Raw genomic sequence first — 18776 nt, forward strand, 5'->3', positions numbered from 1 at the left:
CACCGCCTTTCGAGCTGATATCGGAAACGACTCAGGCACCGCGCCGGGCTTCCGGACGGACCGCGCCCACCGCCGCCGGCAGCTCCGGACATCCGGACGGGCCAGGCCCGCCGCGGAAGTGCCGTGCGGGTGAGTCGTTTCTGATATCAGCTCGAAAGGCACCGGAAAGGCGCCCCTCTCCCGCGTCCGGCCGTGGCACCGGGAGGGGGCCGGCTCAGCCGACGGGGAGATACGCCTCCAGCTCGACCTCGACCAGGTGCTCCGGGTCGATCAGGCCGGCCACCACCACCATGGTCGCCACCGGACGCACCGGACCGAACACCGCGTTGTGCGCCCGGCCGACCTCGTCGACGTAGAGCCGGTCGGTCACGTACATCCGGGTCCGCACCACGTCGCCCGGCTCCGCGCCCACCTCGGCCAGCGCGTCCAGGCCGATCCGGATCGCCTGCGCGGTCTGCGCCGCCGCGTCCCCCACGTGCGCCACCCGGCCGTCCACGGTGGAGGTGCAGCCGGCCGTGATCGCCAGGGACCCGGCCCGGACCACCCGCGAGTAGCCATAGAGCGCCTCCCAGGGGCCGCCCGAGCCGAGCCGGGTCACCGCCGTGTCGTCGACCGGCAGTTCGCCCGGGCCTGCCGTCACGCGCCGGCCCGCAGCGTGGCGAGCGCCTCGGCGACGGTGAACGCGCCGGCGTAGAGCGCCTTGCCCGCGATCACACCCTCGACCCCGACCGGCTCCAACGTGGCCAGCGCCCGCAGGTCGTCCAGCGTGGACACGCCACCGGAGGCGATCACCGGCGCGTCGGTGCGGGCGCACACCTCGCGCAGCAGGTCCAGGTTCGGCCCCCGCATGGTGCCGTCCTTGGTGATGTCGGTGACCACGTACCGCGCCGCGCCGGCGGCGTCCAGCCGGGCCAGCACCTCCCACAGGTCACCGCCGTCGCGGGTCCAGCCGCGCGCCGACAGGGTGCGGCCGCGCACGTCCAACCCGATCGCCACCCGGTCGCCGTACTCGCCGCAGATCCGGTCGCACCACTGCGGGTCCTCCAGCGCGGCGGTGCCGATGTTGACCCGGGCCGCCCCGGTGCCAAGCGCCGCCCGCAACGACTCGTCGTCCCGGATGCCGCCGGAGAGTTCCACCTTGACGTCGAGCTTGCCGACCACCTCGGCGAGCAGCGCGGCGTTCGAGCCACGGCCGAACGCCGCGTCCAGGTCCACCAGGTGGATCCACTCGGCGCCGTCGGACTGCCAGGCGAGGGCCGCCTCCAGCGGGTCGCCGTACGCGGTCTCGCTGCCGGCGGCGCCCTGCACGAGCCGGACGGCCTGGCCGTCGGCGACGTCCACGGCGGGCAACAGGTCAAGGCTCAACGCTTCTCTCCTCGCATCCTCAACGACGGTCCAGCGCGATCACCACGATCGCCGGCAGGACCAGCAGCAACAACACGACCAACGCCAGACGAAGGGCGAGGTCGTCGACGAAACTCCAGATGCCGACCACCGCGACGGCGGTGAACAGCACGATCGCCGCCCGCTCGCCGCGGCTGTGCCGGCGCAGCCGGCCGGTGCGCCCCCGGCGCAGGCGCGGCGTCAGGCGGCGTACGACAGACCGGCGCCACTGACGGCGGGCCGTGCGGCGGGCGCGGGCGGCGCGCTCGCGCTCCTGCTCGGCCTCGCGGACCGCCCGCCGCCGGGCCCGCTCCTTACTCAAGCGTGCCGAGCCAGTTGCGCAGCAACGCGGCCCCCGTGTCGGCGGACTTCTCCGGGTGGAACTGGGCGGCCGACAGCGGACCCCGCTCCACCGCCGCGACGAAGTCCGCGCCGTGGTGGGCGGTGGTCACGGTGGCGCCGGCGGCGGCCAGCGCGGCCGGGTCGGTGACGCCGTAGGAGTGGACGAAGTAGAACCGGGCGTCGGACGGCAACCCGGCGAAGAGCACCGAGCCGTCCGGGGCCGCCACCGTGTTCCAGCCCATGTGCGGCAGCCGGGGCGCGGGCAGCCGGGTCACGCCGCCCGGCAGCAGCCCGAGCCCCTTGGTGACCACGCCGTGTTCCTCGCCGTGCCCGAAGAGCACCTGCATGCCGACGCAGATGCCGAGCACCGGCCGGCCGGCGGCGACCCGGTCGGCGATGACCGGACCGGCGCCCAGCTCCTCGATCCCGGCCATGCACGCGGCGAACGCGCCCACGCCCGGCACCACCAGGCCGTCGGCGGTCGCGGCGGCGGCCAGGTCGGCGGTGACCGTCACGTCGGCGCCGGCCCGCTCCAGCGCGCGCTCGGCCGAACGCAGGTTGCCCGAGCCGTAGTCGAGCACCACCACCCGCGCCATCAGCCCTCCCCGGGCAGCAGCCAGAGCAGCCCGCCGGCGGTGGCCAGCGCGGCCAGCAGGCCGGTGACCACGACGGCGGCCCGGTTGGCGCCCTGCTTGTAGAGCGACCAGGTCCCGCCGACCAGCACCCCGGCCAGGATCAGCAGCAGCGTCGGCCACACCCGCATCAGAGCGCGCCCTTCGTGCTCGGCACCACGCCCGCGTTGCGCGGGTCGAGCGCGGTGGCCTCGCGCAGCGCGCGGGAGACCGCCTTGAACTGGGCCTCGACCACGTGGTGCGCGTCCGGGTGGCCACCGGGTCGGGCCGCCCGCAGCACGTCCACGTGCAGCGTGATCCTGGCCGCCTGACCGAACGACTCCCAGATGTGCCGGGTCATGCTGGTCGGGTAGACCGGCCCGATGTACGGGGCCAGCGCCGGCTCGTCGTGCACCACGTACGGGCGGCCGGACAGATCGACCGCGGCTCGGACCAGCACCTCGTCCATCGGCACGGTGGCCGAGCCGTACCGGCGGATGCCCGCCTTGTCGCCCAGCGCCCGGTCGAACGCCGCGCCCAGCGCGAGCGCGGTGTCCTCCATCGTGTGGTGCGCGTCGATCTCCAGGTCGCCCACGGTGTGCACGGTCAGGTCGAAGCCGCCGTGCCGGGCGATCTGGTTCAGCATGTGGTCGTAGAAGCCGACGCCGGTGGAGATGTCGGCCTCGCCGGTGCCGTCGAGGTCGATCTCGATCAGCACCTTGGTCTCGTTGGTGACCCGCTCGATCCGGGCGGTGCGGCTCATGACAGCTTCTCCGTTGCGGTGAGGAAGGCGTCGGTCTCGGCCGGCGTTCCGGCGGTGACCCGCAGCCAGCCGGGCAGGCCGACGTCGCGGACCAGCACGCCGGCGTCGAGCAGGGTACGCCAGGCGGCGCCCTGGTCGCCGTCGACGGCGAAGAGCACGAAGTTGGCGTCGCTGTCGGCGACGCGGTGGCCCCGGGCACGCAGCGCGGCGACGATCCGGTCGCGCTGCTCCTTGATCGCGGTGACGGTGCCGAGCAGCGCGTCCCGGTGCGCCAGCGCCGCCCGCGCGGCGGCCTGGGTGAGCGCGGAGAGGTGGTAGGGCAACCGGACCAGCTGCACCGCCTCCACCACCGCCGGGTCGGCTGCCAGGTAGCCGAGCCGGCCGCCGGCGAACCCGAAGGCCTTGCTCATGGTGCGGGTGACCACCAGCCGCGGGTGGCCGGGCAGCACCGCGAGCGCGCTGACCGTGCCGGCGCGGGCGAACTCGGCGTACGCCTCGTCCACGACCACCATGCCGGGCGCCTCGTCCAGCACGGCGGCGACCACCGCCGGGTCGAGCGCGGTGCCGGTCGGGTTGTTCGGCGAGCAGAGGAAGACCACGTCGGGGCGGTGCGCCCGGACCTGGGCCACCGCGTCGGCGGCGGTGAGGCCGAAGTCGGCGTCGCGCGCGCCCGGCACCCACCGGGTGCCGGTGCCGAGCGCCAGCAGCGGGTGCATCGAGTAGGCCGGGGTGAACCCGAGCGCGGTGCGCCCGGGACCGCCGAACGCCTGGAGCAGCTGCTGCTGGATCTCGTTGGAGCCGTTGGCCGCCCAGACGTGGTCGGCGGTGAGCCCGTGACCGAGGTAGGCGGCCAGGTCGGCGCGCAGCGCCACGGCGTCCCGGTCCGGGTAACGGTTGAGGTCGCGCAGCTCGGCCGCGACGGCCTTGCCGATCGCCTCGACCACCGGGTCGGGGACCGGGTAGGAGTTCTCGTTGGTGTTCAGCCGCACCGGCACGTCGAGCTGCGGCGCGCCGTACGGGCTGCGCCCGCGCAGGTCGTCCCGGATGGGCAGGTCGTCGAGCGTGGTCACGAGGTGCCGCCCTCGGGGAACCGGACACTGACCGCCTGGCCGTGCGCCGGCAGGTCCTCGACCGTCGCCAGTGTGACCACGTGCGGGGCCACCTCGCGCAGCGCGTCCTGCGTGTATTCGACCAGGTGGATGCCGCGCAGGAAGGACTGCACGGACAGGCCGGACGAGTGCCGCGCGCACCCGCCGGTGGGCAGCACGTGGTTGGAGCCGGCGCAGTAGTCGCCCAGCGAGACCGGTGACCACGCGCCGACGAAGACCGCGCCGGCGTTGCGCACCCGCAGCGCCCACTCGCGGGCGTTCTCGGTCTGGATCTCCAGGTGCTCGGCCGCGTACGCGTCGACCACCCGCAGCCCCGCCTCCAGGTCGTCGACGAGGACCACGCCGCTCTGCTCGCCGCGCAGCGCGGTGCCGATCCGCTCGGCGTGCTTGGCGGCCGGCGCCTGCCGGGCCAGTTCGGCGTCAACCGCGTCGGCCAGCTCGGTGGACGGGGTGACCAGCACGCTGGCCGCGAGGGGGTCGTGCTCGGCCTGGCTGATCAGGTCGGCGGCGACGTGCGCCGGGTCGGCGGTGTGGTCGGCCAGGATGGCGATCTCGGTCGGGCCGGCCTCGGCGTCGATGCCGACCACGCCGCGCAGCAGCCGCTTGGCCGCGGTGACCCAGATGTTGCCCGGGCCGGTGATCATGTCGACCGGCTCGCAGCGCTCCGCGCCGGCCGGGTCGACGGTGGCGCCGTACGCCAGCATCGCCACCGCCTGGGCGCCGCCGACGGCGTAGACCTCGTCGACGCCGAGCAGCGCGCAGGCGGCGAGGACCCGCCGGTCGGGCAGGCCGTCGTTGTCCTTCTGCGGCGGGCTGGCCACCACCAGCGAGCGGACCCCGGCCGCCTGGGCCGGGACGACGTTCATCACCACGGTCGACGGGTACATGGCCAGGCCGCCGGGGACGTAGAGGCCGACCCGGTCGACCGGCACCCACCGCTCGGTCACCGTGCCGCCCGGCACGACCTGGGTGGTGTGGTCGGTGCGACGCTGGTCGTCGTGGACCTTGCGGGCCCGCGTGATCGACTCCAGCAGCGCGGCCCGGACCTGCGGGTCCAGCTCGTCCTCGGCGGCGCGGATCACCTCCACCGGCACCCGCAGACGCTCCGGCGAGACACCGTCGAACCGTTCGCTGGCCTCCCGGATCGCCGGGTATCCATGCTCGCGGACCGCCTCGACGAGCGGGCGGATCCGCTCGACCGCCACGGAGACGTCGAGCTGGGCACGGGGCAGCAGGCGGCGCGGGTCGCGTGCCCCGCCGCGCAGGTCGATCCGATTCAGCACGTCTGCGAGTCTAGGCCGCCGCCGCGCGGACCGGTCGGGGCCGCCCGCACGCCGGGACGGTGAGCCGGGACACGCCGGACGGGCGTCCGGGGGATACGCTCGATCACGTGAGCGCACGGCTGCCGGTGTTCCCCCTCGGGACCGTCCTCTTCCCCGGGCTGGTCCTTCCGCTGCACATCTTCGAGGAGCGCTACCGGGCGTTGGTCCGCCACCTGGTCGGGCTGCCCGAGGGCGCGCCCCGCGAGTTCGGGGTGGTGGCGATCCAGGCCGGGTGGGAGGTCGCGCCCGCCGGGCCGCCGGGGCGGTCCGGGCTGGCCGGCGGCCCGGTCACCCTGCACGAGGTGGGCTGCACCGCCGAGCTGCGGCAGGTCACCGAGCTGGCCGACGGCGGTTTCGACATCGTCACCGTGGGGCGGCGGAGGTTCCGCATCGCCGAGGTCGACGACGCCGCCGAGCCCTACCTCACCGCCGAGGTGGAGTGGCTGCCCGAGCCGACCGGCCCGGACGAGACGGCCGATCTGCTGGCGGCCCGGGTGATCTCGGTGTTCCGGCACTATCTGGGCCTGATCCGGCCGGACCCGGAGGACATCTCCGAGCAGCTGCCCGAGGACCCGACCGTGCTGTCGCACCTGGTCGCCGCGACCGCCGCGCTGACCGTCGCGGACCGGCAGCGGCTGCTCGCCATCGACGACACCCCCGGCCGGCTGCGCGCCGAGCTACGCCTGCTGCACCGGGAGACGGCGCTGCTGCGCCAGGTGCGGGCCGTGCCGGTGCCGCTCAGCGAGCTGGCGGGTCTTCCGGCGCCGAACTGATCCCGGGTGGCGGCCGGTCGCCCGCCTGACCCGGCAGGGGCGACCAGTCGCCCGCCTGACCCGTCGGGGGCGGCCAGTGGCCCGCCTGACCCGTCGGGGGCGGCCAGTGGCCGCCGGGCTCGGGTTCCGGGCGCAGCGACGGCCAGCGGGACCACCCGGCCAGCAGCGTGTAGGTGACGGCCGCGCCGAACGCGGCGAGCAGCAGGCTGCCGTGCGGCACGGGCAGCGGCCCGTACCAGTCGACGCCGCCGGCGCGCAGGTCGGCGGGCTTGGTGAAGTCGGTGCCCGGCGGCGCGGTGTCCAGCAGCCGCTGGAACGTGGCCAGCCCGATCCGGCGGCCCACCTGCCAGGCCACCACGGCCGCGCCGAGCCCGCCCAGCGTCACCGCGAGCAGGCCGGCCGGGCCGCGTCGACGACGCAGCAGCACCCAGAGCGCGACCGCGGCGAGCACGCCGAAGCCGAGCGCCAGGAGGCTGAACCAGCCGTCGGCGGCGATCGGCTGTTCCGGCTGCGGGGTGACGTAGACCGCCCCGTCCGGGGTCTGTCGCACCGGTGTGTCCGGCGCCAGCCACGCCCACAGCAACCCCAGCGGCGCGCCGAGCGCGGTCAGCAGCGCGGCCAGGCCGAGGACCGTCGCGACCGGGCGGCGCACGGCGCGCCGGGCGGCCGGGGCGGCTCCGGCGAGCTGCCCCACGACGCCCGGGTGGCCGGCGAGCGGGTCCGCGCCGGGCGCGGTGACCGGGGTGCCGGCGGGCACCGGCAGGCCACTCGGCCAGGCGGGTGGTTGCGCGTCGGCCGTGCGGGCGCCCTCGGGCGACCGCCCGTCGGTCGCGCGGGCGCCGGCGGACTGCGCCGCCTCGGGCGCCTGCCGGTCGGTCGGTCCGCCGCCGGGACGCTCGGGATCAGGGGTGTCCGGACTCACCCGGTGATCCTCTCAGGCCGGGGCCCGGCGCGGGGCGGTGGTGGGCGGTCAGCGCGCGAACGGCTCCACCATCACCGCGGCCGCCTTGAGCCAGGCGTCCCGGGTCTCCGCCTGGAGCTGGTGGTATTCGATCGAGGAGCCGGTCTCCAGCGCCGGGTCGTAGGGCACCACGGCGACGGCCCGGGTGCGGGTGGCGAAGTGCCGCTCCAGGTCGTCCTGCAGGGAGGTGCGACCCGGGGTCGGGCAGGAGATGAGCGTGACCGCGTTATCGGCCAGCTCACCCATGCCGACCTCGTGCAGCAGGTCGAGCATCCAGTCGGCGCTGAAGGCGGCGTCCTCACGCGGCACGGTGGTCACCACGAGCTGGTCGGCGGCCTGCATGACGGTGCGCCAGTTCGGGCTCTCCACGTTGTTGCCGGTGTCCACGCAGACCACCTCGTGGGTCCGGCGCAGCAATTCCAGCACCCGCTTGACGGTGAACTGGTCGAGGCGCTGGGCGAACCGCGGGCTCTCCTCGCCGGCCAGCACGTCGTAGGAGCCGTCGGAGGCGTGCCGCAGGTAGTCGTCGAGGTGCGACAGCAGCGTGTCGCCCTCCAGGATCTCGATCTGCGCCAGATCGTGGACCAGGTGGCGGATGGTGCGGGCGTGGCGGGCGCTGCCGGCCCGCAGACCGAGCGTGCCGCGCAGTTCGTTGTCGTCCCAGGCGAGCACGCCGCGCCCACGCACGCTGCCCACGGTGGCCGCGGCGAGCACTGTCGCGGTGGTCTTGTGCACCCCGCCCTTGGGGTTGGCGAAGGCGAGCACCCGGGGCGTGCCCAGCTCGCGGCGGAGCACCCCGGTCGCCCGCTCCAGCTCGGGGTCCTGCTGCGGGGCCCGGGCGCGCCACCGCGCCGGCGTCGGCTCGACCGGGCCGGGCCGGGCCTCCACCGGCCGTCGCGGGGCGGGCAGCACCGGCTCCGGGGCGGGCGGGGTCTCCGGCCGGTAGCGGCCCCGGTCCAACAGCGCGTAGCGGGACTCCGCCGGGGGCGGCGCGGGCCGGTAGCCGCCGTCGAGCAGCGCGTAGCGGGACTCGACCGGCGCCTCGGCGCGCCCGCGCGGCTCGGGGACCGGCTCGCCGCCCCACGACGGTTCCGCGCGTGGTTCCGGGGCGAGGGGCGCCTCGCCGCGCCAGGACGACTCGGGGGCGTACGACGGCTCGGCCCGCCAGCTCGGCGCGGCCGGCGGCTCCGGGTCGGCGCGATACGCGGGCTCCGCGCGGTAGGCCGGCTCGCCGTCGAGGCGGGGGTCGGCGCGGAAGGCGGGGTCGACCCGGAACGTGGCCTCGGCGCGGTAGCCGGGCTCGGCGCCGTACGACCCGTCGGCGGCGCGGCCGACGGCGGCGGCGCGGCCGGTCCAACCGTTGCCCGCGCCGCGACGCGGCAACGGCTCGGGCGGTGGTGCCGGGTTCTCCTCGGCGCGCCGGTCGGCGTCGGTGTGCTCCGCGCCGCGACCGCCCAGCCGGGCCCGGTCGAGCAGCGCCCGCCACCGCGGTGCCGGCTCACCCTGCCGACCCCAGCCGGTCTCGCTGCCGTCCAAGGATTCGCCCTCCCCCAGCCCATCGATCTCCGCCTGACAGGCTACGAACGAAACCCTATTCGGACCACTCCCCGCTCCGCACATCGCCCGGTGGCCCTCCTCACCGTGTCACCCGTCGCGCCGTCGCGCACCGGGGTGTCTCAGGAGGTGGGAGCGGGATTGGGCGACCCGGACCCGGTGGCGGCCGGGCGGGCGACGGGTGAGGGTCCGCTCACCGTCGGTGCGGCTTCCGACGAATCACCCATACCGTCGCCGGACGCCAACCCGGTGTCGGCCGGCGGCCGGGCCACGTCGCGCTGCTCCGGCAGCGGCGGGGTGAACACCGTGCGGTCCAGGCGGGTCACCTCCGGCGCCGGGTCGACCCCGCGTACGCCGGGACGGCCGGCGAGCGTGCGCAGCGCGTCCGGCCCACCCCGCACCACGGCGGCGTAGACGCAGGCGCACCCGGCCCGGTAGGCGTCCGCCTCCCGGGCCGCGACCTCGGCCCCGGTGGCGTACACCCGGCGCACCTCCGGGTGGGCGGTGGCCGCCGGCGCGGCGGCGCGGGCCCGATAGTCCGCCGCCTCGCGGTCCTTGCGCGCCGCGACCTCGGCCATTCCGCCGACCACGTCGTCGGGCAGGCGTAGCGCGGCGATGCGCACGATCTCGGTCTGCCGGCCCGGCAGCGGCACCCGCGCGACCACCGCCGACACCGGCGTGCCGCCCAGCGTGGACGCCGCCCGGGCCGGCGTCAGGTAGGCGCTGAACGAGACCAGGGCGTAGCCGTCGGGCGCGTCGAGCCGGGCCAGCTCGTCCCCGGCGGCGCGCAGGTACGCCGGCACGGCGTCGCCGTCGGCCACGCCGACCCGGGTCACCTCGCCCACCGTGCGGTCGCCCACCGGCCGGTCCCGCCGCTGCGCCACGGCCACGACCACCACGATCAGCGCACAGGCGAGGGCGAGCCAGGTCAGCGCGGCGGTACGCGACCGGCGCGGCGGCGCGGGACGGTCGGTCACGTCAGTCGCGCAGGATCTCCAGCGCCCGGGCCAGGTCGTCCGGGTAGTCGCTGACGAAGGTGACCTCGTCGCCGGTGCGGGGGTGCGCGAAGCTCAACGAGCGGGCGTGCAGCCACTGCCGGGACAGGCCGAGCCGGGCGGACAGCGTCGGGTCGGCGCCGTAGGTCAGGTCACCGACGCAGGGGTGCCGCATGCTGGAGAAGTGCACCCGGATCTGGTGCGTACGCCCGGTCTCCAGCCGCACGTCGAGCAGGCTGGCGGAGGGGAACGCCTCCAGGGTGTCGTAGTGGGTGATGCTCGGCTTGCCGCCGGAGACGACCGCCCAGCGGTAGTCGTGGTGGGGGTGCCGGTCGATCGGCGCGTCGATGGTGCCGCGCAGCGGGTCCGGGTGACCCTGCACCACGGCGTGGTAGCGCTTCTCCACCTCGCGTTCCTTGAACGCCCGCTTCAACGCGGTGTAGGCCAGCTCGCTCTTGGCCACCGCCATGATCCCGGTGGTGCCGACGTCGAGCCGGTGCACCACGCCCTGCCGCTCGGCGGCGCCGCTGGTGGAGATCCGGTGGCCGATGCCGGCCAGCCCGCCGATCACGGTCGGGCCGGTCCAGCCGGGGCTCGGGTGTGCGGCCACCCCGACCGGCTTGTCGACCACCACGATGTCGTCGTCGGCGTAGACCACGGTCAGGCCGGGCACGGCCTGCGGCACCACGGTCGGCGGCGCGGCCGGCGCGGGCAGCGTGACCTCCAGCCAGGAGCCGGCCCGAACCTTGTGCGAGTTGGCCCGGGCCGCGCCGTCGACCAGCGCGTCCCCGGCGTCCACGAGCGCCGCCGCGGCGGTGCGGGACAGCCCGAACAGCCGGGACACGGCCTGGTCCAGCCGCATGCCGTCGAGCCCGTCCGGGACGGGCAGGGACCGGTGGTCGCCACCGGTGGCGAACGCGGCGGTCACGCGCGCTCCTTCTGGTCGGCCGGGGCGTCCTCGGTGGCGGGTTTCGCGCCGGCCCGGGAGCCGTCGCGCTGCCGGCCGGTCAGCTCCAGGAAGACCGCCAGCACCACGCCGCAGAACAGCGAGCTGTCGGCCAGGTTGAACACCGGGAAGAACTCGCCGTACGGGCCGAACACGCTGATCATGTCGACGACGTGGCCGACGAAGTGCCCCGGCGCCCGGAAGATCCGGTCGGCCAGGTTGCCCAGCGCGCCGCCCAGCACCAGACCCAGCGACACCGCCCAGGGCAGCGACCGCAGCCGCAGCGCCATCCAGGCGATCCAGCCGATCACACCGAACGTGATCAGCGGGAAGACCCAGGTGTGGTCGGCGCCGATGCTCCAGGCGGCACCGCTGTTGCGGGTGAGGGTGAAGTAGACGGCGCCGCCGAGCACCGACACCGGCTCCTCCCGGCCGGGCAGCTCGCTGAGCGCGAGCTGCTTCGTGCCGAGGTCCGCCAGGAGCGAGACCAGGGAGACGCCGAGCAGCAGGCCGACCGCCTTTCGGCGGGGCGTGCCGGCGCCCGTCTCGGTGGTGCCGGGCCCGGCGGGCGGTGCTGCGGTCATCTGCTCCCCATCGACGCTCGCGACGGTGGCGGTCACCGTCTGCCGTACGGCCGCCGGGGAGCGGACGTCAGCGCCGCTCCTCCAGCTGCTTGCAGCTCACGCAGAGGGTGGCCGACGGGAACGCGGCGAGCCGCTCCACCGGGATCGGGTTGCCGCACCGCTCGCACCAGCCGTAGCCACCCTCGTCGAGGCGCTCCAGCGCGCGCTCGACCTGCGTGATCCGCTCCTTGATGCTGTTGGCGAGAGAGATCTCCTGCTCGCGCTCGAACGTCTTGGTGCCGGTGTCGGCCTGGTCGTCCCCGGCCGAGTCGGTCAACCGGTCGCGCTGCAGCTCGGTGATCTCGCTCAGCGTCTGATCGTACTCGGCGTTGAGCTCGTCCCGCCGTGCCGCCAGGGCGGCCCGGATCTTCTCGGTCTCCGCCGCGCTGCGGGTGGCCTTCGCCACCGGCTTGCGGCCGGCGGTCCTGGTCTCGGCTGGCTTCGCCATCGTCAGCTCCCTCAGCCGCGTGGCGCGGCGCTCAGCGATACGTGGGCAGGGGTCACCGGCGCCGGCGTCCCCCACGAACAGACGGGCGCACGGCGACCGCGCCGCACACTCCGGAGGTTGGCAAGAATACGGAACGTACAGGCGTCCGACAACGTGCCGCACCGTCGCTCCGCTTTTCCGCCCCGCATTGCCACTAATCGGGGCAAAAGGAACGCTAGCAGATCAGCCGGTCCGGTCCTCCCCGTACTCCCCAAACCAGCGGGCCAACCGACCCCGGCGACTCACCGCCCGCAAGCGCCGCTCGGTGGCGTCCCGCACCCCGGCGGTGGCGACGATGAGCAGGCTGTCCCCCACCTTCAGCCGGGTGTCCGGGCCGGGCACGAAACCGACCCCGTCCCGCAGCACCAGCGTGACCGCGGCGCCCACCGGAAGACGCAGCTCGTCCACGTGCACCCCGGCCAGCCGGGAGCCGGCCGGCACCTCCATCTGGAGCAGGTCGGCCCGCATCCGCTCCAGCGGCGCGGTCTCCAGCAGGATCTCGCTCGCCTCCGCCGGCGCGGTCACGCCCAACCGGCGGGCCGCCGGAGCCAGCGTCCCGGCCTGGAGCAGCGTGAAGATCACCACCAGCACGAACACCGCGTCGAAGAGCCGGTCCGCGCCCGGCACCCGCAGCGAGAGCGGGATGGTGGCCAGCACGATCGGCACCGCCCCGCGCAGACCGGCCCAGGACAGGAAGAGCTGCTCGCGCAGGTTCACCCGGAACGGCAGCGCGGACACCGCCACCGACAGCGGCCGGGCGAGCAGCAGCAGGGCCAGCCCGGTGATCACCGCCGGCAGCACCGCGGCGTCCAGCCGGCTCGGCGACACCAGCAGACCGAGCAGCACGAACAGGCCGATCTGGGCCAGCCAGGCCAGCCCGTCGGCGAAGCCGAGGATCGCCTGGCGGTGCGGCAGCCGGGAGTTGCCGAGCAGCACCCCGGCCACGTAGACGGCCAGGAAGCCGGAGGCGTGCAGCACCGACCCGGCCGCGTACGCCAGCACCGTGAACCCGACCACCGCGATCGGGTAGAGCCCGGACGAGGGCAGCGCGGCGCGCCGCAACGCGTACCGCCCGGCCAGGCCGGCGCCCACTCCGACCGCCACGCCCGCCCCCAGCTCGTAGCCGAGCACCAGCGCCTCGTACCACCAGGGGTGGGCCGCCTCGGCCCCGGCCCGGGACAGCAGCAGCACCAGCAGGACCACCGGGGCGTCGTTCATCCCGGACTCGGCCTCCAGCGTGGCCACCAGTCGCGGTGGCAGGCGCAGCCGGCGCAGGGTGGCGAAGACCGCCGCCGCGTCGGTGGACGACAGCACCGCGCCGTAGAGCAGGGCCAGCCGCCAGTCCAGGTCCAACAGCAGGTGCACCACCACGCCGACGACCACGATGCTGACCACCACGCCGACCGTGGACAACGCCGAGGCCAGCCCGAGCACCGGGCGCAGCGTGCTCCACCGCGCGCTCAACCCGCCCTCGGCGATGATCACGATGAGCGCGCAGAAGCCGAGCACCCGGGTCAGCTCGACGTCGTCGAAGTCGATGCCCAGGCCCGCCTCGCCGATCAGCACGCCCAGCGCCAGGTAGACCAGCAGGCTGGGCACGCCGAGGCGGGTGGAGAAGCGCACCGCGCCCACCGCGACCAGCAGCACGGCCGCGCCGACCAGCAGCGCGAGGTTCAGCCCCGGGGTCATCGCCGACCGGCCCGACGGTTCCTCACCCGGCGCTGCCGTCGCGCAGCCGACGCAGCACCTCGGGCAACCCGTCGGGCGGGTGCGCCACCAGGAAGATCTTGTCCCGGCTGGTCGCGCCGGACCGCAGCGACACCGCGGCCGGCCGGACGCCCAGCGCGTCCGCCAGCGCCCGCCGGACCGCCTCGGTGGCCCGGCCGTCGACCGGCGGCGCGTGCACGGCGACGACGAGCGCGGGACCGTGCGGCCCGTCGTGGCGACCGCCCACCCGGGCCCGGGACGCGCCGGGCTTCACGCGCACCGCGACGGTGAGCGGGGCGTCCGCGATCGCCATGGTCAGTAGGGCCGGGCGTCGGCGAGCAGCGTGGTGCCCGCGGCGCACCCGGCGCACGGGGTGAAGCCGAGCTCGACCGCCTCGGCGACCGGCAGCGGTTCGTCCGCCCGACCCACCAGGTGCGGGCAGTCGGTCAGGTGGAAGCGGGGGTGGCCGTCGACGACCCGGACGTCCTCCGGCAGCCGCACCAGCCGGGCCAGTTCGCCGGCGGTGAGGTGTTCGGCCGGAGGCTCACCCTCGGACAGGTCGCCCGGCGCGGGCGAGGTCGGTGTCACCTCGGCCCGGCCGGCGACGCGGGGCACCGGGGGCGCCCATGCCTCGGCCGGCGGGTCGTACGGCTCGGCCACCGGCGACCCGGGCGGTTGCCGCCACCCGGATCCGCCGGCGCCGACCGTCGACGTGTGGTGCGGGACCGGGCTCACCGGCTCGTCCGGGGACGGGCCGGTGCGTGCGGTCCGGATGCGCGGGCCGGCTTCCCGACCCGCCGTGGCCCTCGCGGCGGCCGCCTGGCGGGCGAACGCGACGAAGGCGACGGCGGACAGCAGGCTGGCCGCGATCGACACGATCAGCAGCAGGCTCGACCCACCGGCCAGGCCCACCACCAGCAGCACGACCGCGACGAGGATGAGCAGGACGCTCGCGGCTATCACAGCTCACCCCCGGCCGCGTCGTGTCGGTCTGGGCGGTCGGTGGCCGTCCCGGGGACGGCCACCGACGCGGGATCAGCGGCCGGACTCGAGCGAGCCGGCGCGGCCGCCACCGTACGAGCCGGCGAGGCCGGCCGTGGCGAGACCGTTGCTGCCGCCGGCGGCACGGGTGCCCTCGGCGCGGTTCATCTCCACCTCGAGGCCCTGCCCGCGACCGTCCAGGTCACGCAGCTGGCTCTCCAGGTAGGCCTTGAGACGGGTGCGGTACTCCCGCTCGAACTGCTTGAGCTCCTCGATGTGCTTCTGCAGCGCGGTCCGCTTGGCGTCCAGGCCGCCCATGGCCTCCTGGTGCCGCTGGCGGGCGTCCCGCTCCAGGGCGTCGGCCTTGGCCCGCGCCTCGCGGGTGACCTCCTCGGCCTTGGACCGGGCCTCGGAGAGCAGGCTGTCGGCCTCGCGCCGGGCGTCTGAGACGTGGTCGTCCGCGGTGCGCTGGGCCATCATCAGCACGCGCAGCGCCTGCTGCTCGCCGTCCCCGGTCACCCCCGCCGGGCCGCCCTGCGTGCGGACCTGCTCCAGCTCGGCCTGCATCGCCCGGGCCGCCTGCTCGGCGGCCGCCTTGTCGCGCTGCACCCGGTCGAGCTGGGCCTTGACGTCGTTGAGCTCCGCCGCGAGGCGGGCGTCGCCGCCGGGGCCGGCGGGCGCGCCACCCCGACCGCCGCGCTCCACCTGGGCGCGCAGCTCGTTGTTCTCCTCGATCAGACGGGCCAGCTCACGCTCGACCTCGTCCAGGAAGGCGTCGACCTCCTCCTCGTCATACCCCCGCTTGCCGATCGGCGGCTTTTTGAAGGCGACGTTGTGGACGTCGGCCGGGGTCAGCGGCATCGAAACTCCTCGGGTCAGTTGCGGCCGCGAAAGCGCTCTGGTCAGGCGAACGCCACGATCAGGCGCTGTAACACGAACTCCATCAGCACGAACAGGATAACCAGGAGCACAAGGGAGGCCAGGTCGATGCTCACGGTACCAATTCGCAGTGGTGGGATCACACGCCTCAACGCTCGCAGGGGCGGATCAGTGACGCTCCACACGACTTCCAGTCCCGCCGATGCGCCGCGCCCCGGTTGCCAGCGGCGACCGTAGGCCAGCACCGCACCGAGAACAAATCGGGCAAGAAGGACGAGAAGGAAGAAGTACAGCAGCAGGTAGAGCACCTGGAACAGGATCGACAACACGGCAGGCGACGTCCCTCGGTCGTGCGGGCTAGCTCAGGCTGAAAAAGCCGCCCTCAGCGATCTTGGCCTTGTCCTCCGCGGTGACCTGGACGTTGGCCGGTGAGAGCAGGAACACCCGGTTGGTCACGCGCTCGATCGTACCGCGCAGGCCGAACGCGAGTCCGGCGGCGAAGTCCACCAGCCGGCGGGCGTCCGCCTCGTCCATCTCGGTGAGGTTGATGATCACCGGCACCCCGTCCCGGAAGTGCTCGCCGATGGTCCGCGCCTCGCGGTACGTCGTCGGGTGCAGGGTAGTGATCTGGTAGCGCTGCTCCTCCTCCGGAGCCACCACCCGCTCGCGCGGCTGGGCCTGCGGCGCGAGGGCGAGGTTGTCCCGGGTGTGGTAGCTCAGCGCGCCGGAGCCGTCGGCGGAGGAGCGGGTGATCGACCGGACGCTGGAGCGCTCGGTCCGCTCGGCCCGTTCCGGGCGCTCGACCTCGGACCGGTCGGCGTCGACGGCGCGGCCGGTGCGCTCGCTCAGCCGACCCCGCTCGCCGACCCGGCTCCGGGTCGTCGGCGGCTCGTCGGCCTCGTCGTCGTCCTCGTCGGCGAACTCCTCGGCGTACCGGCTCGACCGGTAGCGCGACGAGTCCCGGTAGCCACCCTTGTCGTAGCCACCGTCCTCGTACGCCCGCTCGTCGTCCTCCTCGACGAGACCGAGCCAGACCCCCGCCTTGCGCAGTGCACCCATCCCCGCGCCCTTCCGTCCGCCGTGCGGCACGCGCCCCCGTGCCGTGTCGCTTGATCACGAGTGGACGATCATGCCCACCGGACCGGATCGGCAATCCCCTGACGTGCGGTTCGCGGCCCGCCCGCCACGGCCCCCGGCTACGGGAACGCCGTCCTGAACAACACTGATGTAATTTGCTTCCGTCGTGGTCAGGCTACCCCAGCGTGGGGCGCATTCCGAGCAACGCGCTGCCGACGCGGACATGTGTCGCGCCGTGCGCGACAGCGCTCTCCAGGTCGCCGCTCATCCCCGCCGACAGCACCGTGGCGCCCGGATGGTCGCCGCGCAGCCGCGCCGCCACCTCGGCCAGCCGGGCGAACGCCCGGTCCGGCTCCCAGCCCAGCGGGGCCACCGCCATCAGGCCGGCCAGCCGCAGCCCGTCCGCGCCGGCCACCGCGGCGGCCACCGGGTCGAGCCCCCGATCGGGGTCGGCCAGGCCCGGCAGCGCCCCGCCCCGGGCCGCGTCGCCGTCGATGCTCACCTGCACCAACACGTCCAACGGCCGGTCCCGGGCGGCGGTCGCGGCGGTGGCGAGCGCGGCGGCCAGCCGGACGCTGTCGACCGACTGGACCACGTCGGCGTACCGGACCACCGACCGCGCCTTGTTGCGTTGCAGCTGGCCGATGAAGTGCCAGCGCGGCGTGGCCCCGGCGGCGGCCACCGCCGCCGCCTTCGGCGCCGCCTCCTGGTCCCGGTTCTCCCCCACGTCGCGCACCCCCAGCTCGGCCAGCGCGAGCACGTCGACCGCCGGGTACGTCTTGGTGACCGCGACCAGGGTGACCGAGTCCGGGGACCGGCCGGCCGCCGCGCAGGCGTCCGCGATCCGGGACCGGACCCGGGCCAGCCCGGCCGCGAGCTCGGCGCGACGCTCCGGCCGCACCGTGAGGGGTGACTCCGTCATCGGGGCGGCTCAGGACCCGTTCTTGAGGAAGTCGGGCACGTCGACGTCGTCGAAGAGCACCCGGCGCGACGGCTGCTGCGGGGCCGGCATGGTGGCCGGCGGGCTCACCGGCGCGTTCGGCTGCGCCGGCGGGTTCTGGTTGCTCTTGCGCGGCGGCTCGACCGCCTTGTACGCCGGAGCGCCCCCGTCGAAGCCGGCCGCGATCACGGTCACCCGCACCTCGTCGCCGAGCGCGTCGTCGATGACCGCGCCGAAGATGATGTTCGCGTCCGGGTGGGCCGCGTCGGTGACCAGCTGCGCCGCGTCGTTGATCTCGAACAGGCCGAGGTCCGAGCCACCGGCGATGGAGAGCAGCACGCCCCGCGCGCCGTCCATGCTCTGCTCCAGCAGCGGGCTGGAGATGGCCGCCTCGGCCGCCTCCACGGCGCGGTTCTCACCCCGGGCGCTGCCGATGCCCATCAGCGCGCTGCCGGCGCCGCTCATCACGCTCTTCACGTCGGCGAAGTCCAGGTTGATCAGACCCGGCGTGGTGATCAGGTCGGTGATGCCCTGGACACCGGAGAGCAGCACCTGGTCCGCGGTGCGGAACGCGTCCATCATGGAGATGTTGCGGTCGCCGAGGGCCAGCAGCCGGTCGTTCGGGATGACGATGAGCGTGTCGCACTGGTTGCGCAGCTCCTCGATCCCCGCCTCGGCCTGCACCTGGCGGCGCTTGCCCTCGAACGAGAACGGCCGGGTGACCACGCCGATGGTGAGCGCGCCGAGCTTGCGGGCGATGTTCGCCACCACCGGCGCGCCGCCGGTGCCGGTGCCGCCGCCCTCGCCGCAGGTCACGAAGACCATGTCGGCGCCCTTGAGGACCTCCTCGATCTCGTCGCGGTGGTCCTCGGCGGCGTTCTTGCCGACGTCCGGGTTGGCGCCGGCGCCCAGCCCCCGGGTCAGCTCCCGGCCCACGTCGAGCTTCACGTCGGCGTCGCTCATCAGCAGCGCCTGCGCGTCGGTGTTGATCGCGATGAACTCGACGCCCTTGAGCCCAACCTCGATCATCCGGTTGACGGCGTTCACGCCGCCACCCCCGATGCCGACGACCTTGATGACCGCCAGGTAGTTGTGCGGAGGTGTCATCTCCGGTCCTTTCCCTTCGAGATTGGCATGGGCCGACCCCACACGGCTTGGCCGGACCAGCGGCGGAGCATCTGCCCTGAACTCTCCGACGGCTGAACCCTCACCCTCTACTAGAGGCTTAGGGCTATGTCAACCACTGATCTCTTCGGGGCAACGTATGCGCCGCCGCGCCAGGAGCCAAGGACCCTTCCGGCGTGTCGCCGACCGAGCGACCCG

The 18776-nt window shown here is 74.9% G+C and carries 23 protein-coding genes; 1 reads left to right on the forward strand and 22 read right to left on the reverse strand.

Going from position 1 to position 18776, the window contains the following annotated elements; genetic code table 11:
- Positions 1-214: 214 nt before the first annotated feature.
- From O7600_RS09490 to hisD, 8 genes are read right to left on the reverse strand one after another with little or no spacing between them, the layout of a single operon-like run.
- A complete protein-coding gene (locus O7600_RS09490; RefSeq protein WP_281593278.1) occupies positions 215-640 on the reverse strand; it encodes a RidA family protein in 426 nt (141 codons plus the stop codon).
- The gene (priA, locus tag O7600_RS09495) at positions 637-1365 is read right to left on the reverse strand and encodes a bifunctional 1-(5-phosphoribosyl)-5-((5-phosphoribosylamino)methylideneamino)imidazole-4-carboxamide isomerase/phosphoribosylanthranilate isomerase PriA (protein ID WP_281593279.1); all 729 of its coding nucleotides are present in this window, start codon (positions 1363-1365) and stop codon (positions 637-639) included. Before priA ends, O7600_RS09490 begins: the two co-directional genes overlap by 4 nt.
- Positions 1366-1384: 19 nt before the next feature.
- Positions 1385-1705, reverse strand: a complete 321-nt coding sequence (locus O7600_RS09500) for a hypothetical protein (protein WP_281593280.1) — start codon at positions 1703-1705, stop codon at positions 1385-1387.
- Positions 1698-2321: an imidazole glycerol phosphate synthase subunit HisH gene (gene hisH / locus O7600_RS09505; protein ID WP_281593281.1), complete on the reverse strand. Its 624-nt coding sequence runs from the start codon at positions 2319-2321 to the stop codon at positions 1698-1700. The genes O7600_RS09500 and hisH overlap by 8 nt, the downstream gene beginning before the upstream one ends.
- Positions 2321-2488 (reverse strand): hypothetical protein, encoded by a 168-nt coding sequence (locus O7600_RS09510; protein ID WP_172967956.1) that lies wholly within the window; start codon positions 2486-2488, stop codon positions 2321-2323. Before O7600_RS09510 ends, hisH begins: the two co-directional genes overlap by 1 nt.
- On the reverse strand, positions 2488-3099 hold the full coding sequence (gene hisB / locus O7600_RS09515) for an imidazoleglycerol-phosphate dehydratase HisB (RefSeq protein ID WP_091573299.1): 612 nt from the start codon (positions 3097-3099) through the stop codon (positions 2488-2490). The genes O7600_RS09510 and hisB overlap by 1 nt, the downstream gene beginning before the upstream one ends.
- Complete coding sequence (locus tag O7600_RS09520) at positions 3096-4169, reverse strand: histidinol-phosphate transaminase (protein ID WP_281593282.1); 1074 nt, start codon at positions 4167-4169, stop codon at positions 3096-3098. The genes hisB and O7600_RS09520 overlap by 4 nt, the downstream gene beginning before the upstream one ends.
- On the reverse strand, positions 4166-5491 hold the full coding sequence (gene hisD, locus O7600_RS09525; protein ID WP_281593283.1) for a histidinol dehydrogenase: 1326 nt from the start codon (positions 5489-5491) through the stop codon (positions 4166-4168). Before hisD ends, O7600_RS09520 begins: the two co-directional genes overlap by 4 nt.
- Before the next feature lie 107 nt (positions 5492-5598).
- On the opposite strand from hisD, the gene O7600_RS09530 reads away from it, so the two are divergent.
- Entirely contained in the window at positions 5599-6303 is a 705-nt protein-coding gene (locus O7600_RS09530) for an LON peptidase substrate-binding domain-containing protein (protein ID WP_099164299.1), read from the forward strand.
- Here O7600_RS09530 and O7600_RS09535 read toward each other — a convergent pair.
- From O7600_RS09535 to ftsZ, 14 genes are all read right to left on the reverse strand, one after another.
- Positions 6269-7066 (reverse strand): DUF2567 domain-containing protein, encoded by a 798-nt coding sequence (locus O7600_RS09535; RefSeq protein ID WP_281594109.1) that lies wholly within the window; start codon positions 7064-7066, stop codon positions 6269-6271. The two genes, O7600_RS09530 and O7600_RS09535, sit on opposite strands and share 35 nt — an antisense overlap.
- Positions 7067-7273: 207 nt before the next feature.
- Positions 7274-8800, reverse strand: coding sequence for an ATPase (locus O7600_RS09540; protein ID WP_281593284.1), 1527 nt, complete (start codon positions 8798-8800; stop codon positions 7274-7276).
- A 140-nt stretch (positions 8801-8940) separates the two neighbouring features.
- Positions 8941-9795, reverse strand: coding sequence for a hypothetical protein (locus O7600_RS09545; protein WP_281593285.1), 855 nt, complete (start codon positions 9793-9795; stop codon positions 8941-8943).
- Position 9796: 1 nt separating this feature from the next.
- A complete protein-coding gene (locus O7600_RS09550; protein ID WP_281593286.1) occupies positions 9797-10741 on the reverse strand; it encodes an RluA family pseudouridine synthase in 945 nt (314 codons plus the stop codon).
- The gene (gene lspA, locus O7600_RS09555) at positions 10738-11343 is read right to left on the reverse strand and encodes a signal peptidase II (protein WP_281593287.1); all 606 of its coding nucleotides are present in this window, start codon (positions 11341-11343) and stop codon (positions 10738-10740) included. Before lspA ends, O7600_RS09550 begins: the two co-directional genes overlap by 4 nt.
- Before the next feature lie 67 nt (positions 11344-11410).
- A complete protein-coding gene (locus tag O7600_RS09560) occupies positions 11411-11830 on the reverse strand; it encodes a TraR/DksA C4-type zinc finger protein (protein ID WP_098748056.1) in 420 nt (139 codons plus the stop codon).
- Between the two features lie 222 nt (positions 11831-12052).
- On the reverse strand, positions 12053-13558 hold the full coding sequence (locus O7600_RS09565; protein WP_281593288.1) for a potassium/proton antiporter: 1506 nt from the start codon (positions 13556-13558) through the stop codon (positions 12053-12055).
- A 22-nt stretch (positions 13559-13580) separates the two neighbouring features.
- On the reverse strand, positions 13581-13889 hold the full coding sequence (locus tag O7600_RS09570) for a DUF167 domain-containing protein (protein WP_281593289.1): 309 nt from the start codon (positions 13887-13889) through the stop codon (positions 13581-13583).
- A gap of 2 nt (positions 13890-13891) precedes the next feature.
- Entirely contained in the window at positions 13892-14539 is a 648-nt protein-coding gene (locus O7600_RS09575; protein WP_281593290.1) for a hypothetical protein, read from the reverse strand.
- A 72-nt stretch (positions 14540-14611) separates the two neighbouring features.
- Entirely contained in the window at positions 14612-15418 is an 807-nt protein-coding gene (locus O7600_RS09580; protein WP_091573288.1) for a DivIVA domain-containing protein, read from the reverse strand.
- A gap of 41 nt (positions 15419-15459) precedes the next feature.
- Positions 15460-15765, reverse strand: a complete 306-nt coding sequence (locus O7600_RS09585) for a YggT family protein (protein ID WP_091059628.1) — start codon at positions 15763-15765, stop codon at positions 15460-15462.
- Positions 15766-15793: 28 nt separating this feature from the next.
- Positions 15794-16495 carry a cell division protein SepF gene (gene sepF, locus O7600_RS09590; RefSeq protein ID WP_281593291.1) on the reverse strand — a complete coding sequence of 234 codons (702 nt, stop codon included), beginning with the start codon at positions 16493-16495 and terminating at the stop codon, positions 15794-15796.
- A 193-nt stretch (positions 16496-16688) separates the two neighbouring features.
- Positions 16689-17435: a YggS family pyridoxal phosphate-dependent enzyme gene (locus tag O7600_RS09595; protein ID WP_281593292.1), complete on the reverse strand. Its 747-nt coding sequence runs from the start codon at positions 17433-17435 to the stop codon at positions 16689-16691.
- 9 nt (positions 17436-17444) lie between these two features.
- Complete coding sequence (ftsZ, locus tag O7600_RS09600) at positions 17445-18560, reverse strand: cell division protein FtsZ (protein ID WP_030500246.1); 1116 nt, start codon at positions 18558-18560, stop codon at positions 17445-17447.
- Positions 18561-18776: the final 216 nt, after the last annotated feature.

The sequence above is a fragment of the Micromonospora sp. WMMA1998 genome, from assembly GCF_027497375.1.
GTDB classification, from domain to species: Bacteria; Actinomycetota; Actinomycetes; order Mycobacteriales; family Micromonosporaceae; genus Micromonospora; species Micromonospora sediminicola.

What these genes read in the sequence shown, in the direction of transcription:
- hisH (WP_281593281.1), bottom strand. Translation starts at nt 2,321, where the DNA reads ATGGCGCGGGTGGTGGTGCTCGACTACGGCTCGGGCAACCTGCGTTCG.
- O7600_RS09510 (WP_172967956.1), bottom strand. Translation starts at nt 2,488, where the DNA reads ATGCGGGTGTGGCCGACGCTGCTGCTGATCCTGGCCGGGGTGCTGGTC.
- hisB (WP_091573299.1), bottom strand. Translation starts at nt 3,099, where the DNA reads ATGAGCCGCACCGCCCGGATCGAGCGGGTCACCAACGAGACCAAGGTG.
- lspA (WP_281593287.1), bottom strand. Translation starts at nt 11,343, where the DNA reads ATGACCGCAGCACCGCCCGCCGGGCCCGGCACCACCGAGACGGGCGCC.
- O7600_RS09560 (WP_098748056.1), bottom strand. Translation starts at nt 11,830, where the DNA reads ATGGCGAAGCCAGCCGAGACCAGGACCGCCGGCCGCAAGCCGGTGGCG.
- O7600_RS09565 (WP_281593288.1), bottom strand. Translation starts at nt 13,558, where the DNA reads ATGACCCCGGGGCTGAACCTCGCGCTGCTGGTCGGCGCGGCCGTGCTG.
- O7600_RS09570 (WP_281593289.1), bottom strand. Translation starts at nt 13,889, where the DNA reads ATGGCGATCGCGGACGCCCCGCTCACCGTCGCGGTGCGCGTGAAGCCC.
- O7600_RS09580 (WP_091573288.1), bottom strand. Translation starts at nt 15,418, where the DNA reads ATGCCGCTGACCCCGGCCGACGTCCACAACGTCGCCTTCAAAAAGCCG.
- sepF (WP_281593291.1), bottom strand. Translation starts at nt 16,495, where the DNA reads ATGGGTGCACTGCGCAAGGCGGGGGTCTGGCTCGGTCTCGTCGAGGAG.
- O7600_RS09595 (WP_281593292.1), bottom strand. Translation starts at nt 17,435, where the DNA reads ATGACGGAGTCACCCCTCACGGTGCGGCCGGAGCGTCGCGCCGAGCTC.
- ftsZ (WP_030500246.1), bottom strand. Translation starts at nt 18,560, where the DNA reads ATGACACCTCCGCACAACTACCTGGCGGTCATCAAGGTCGTCGGCATC.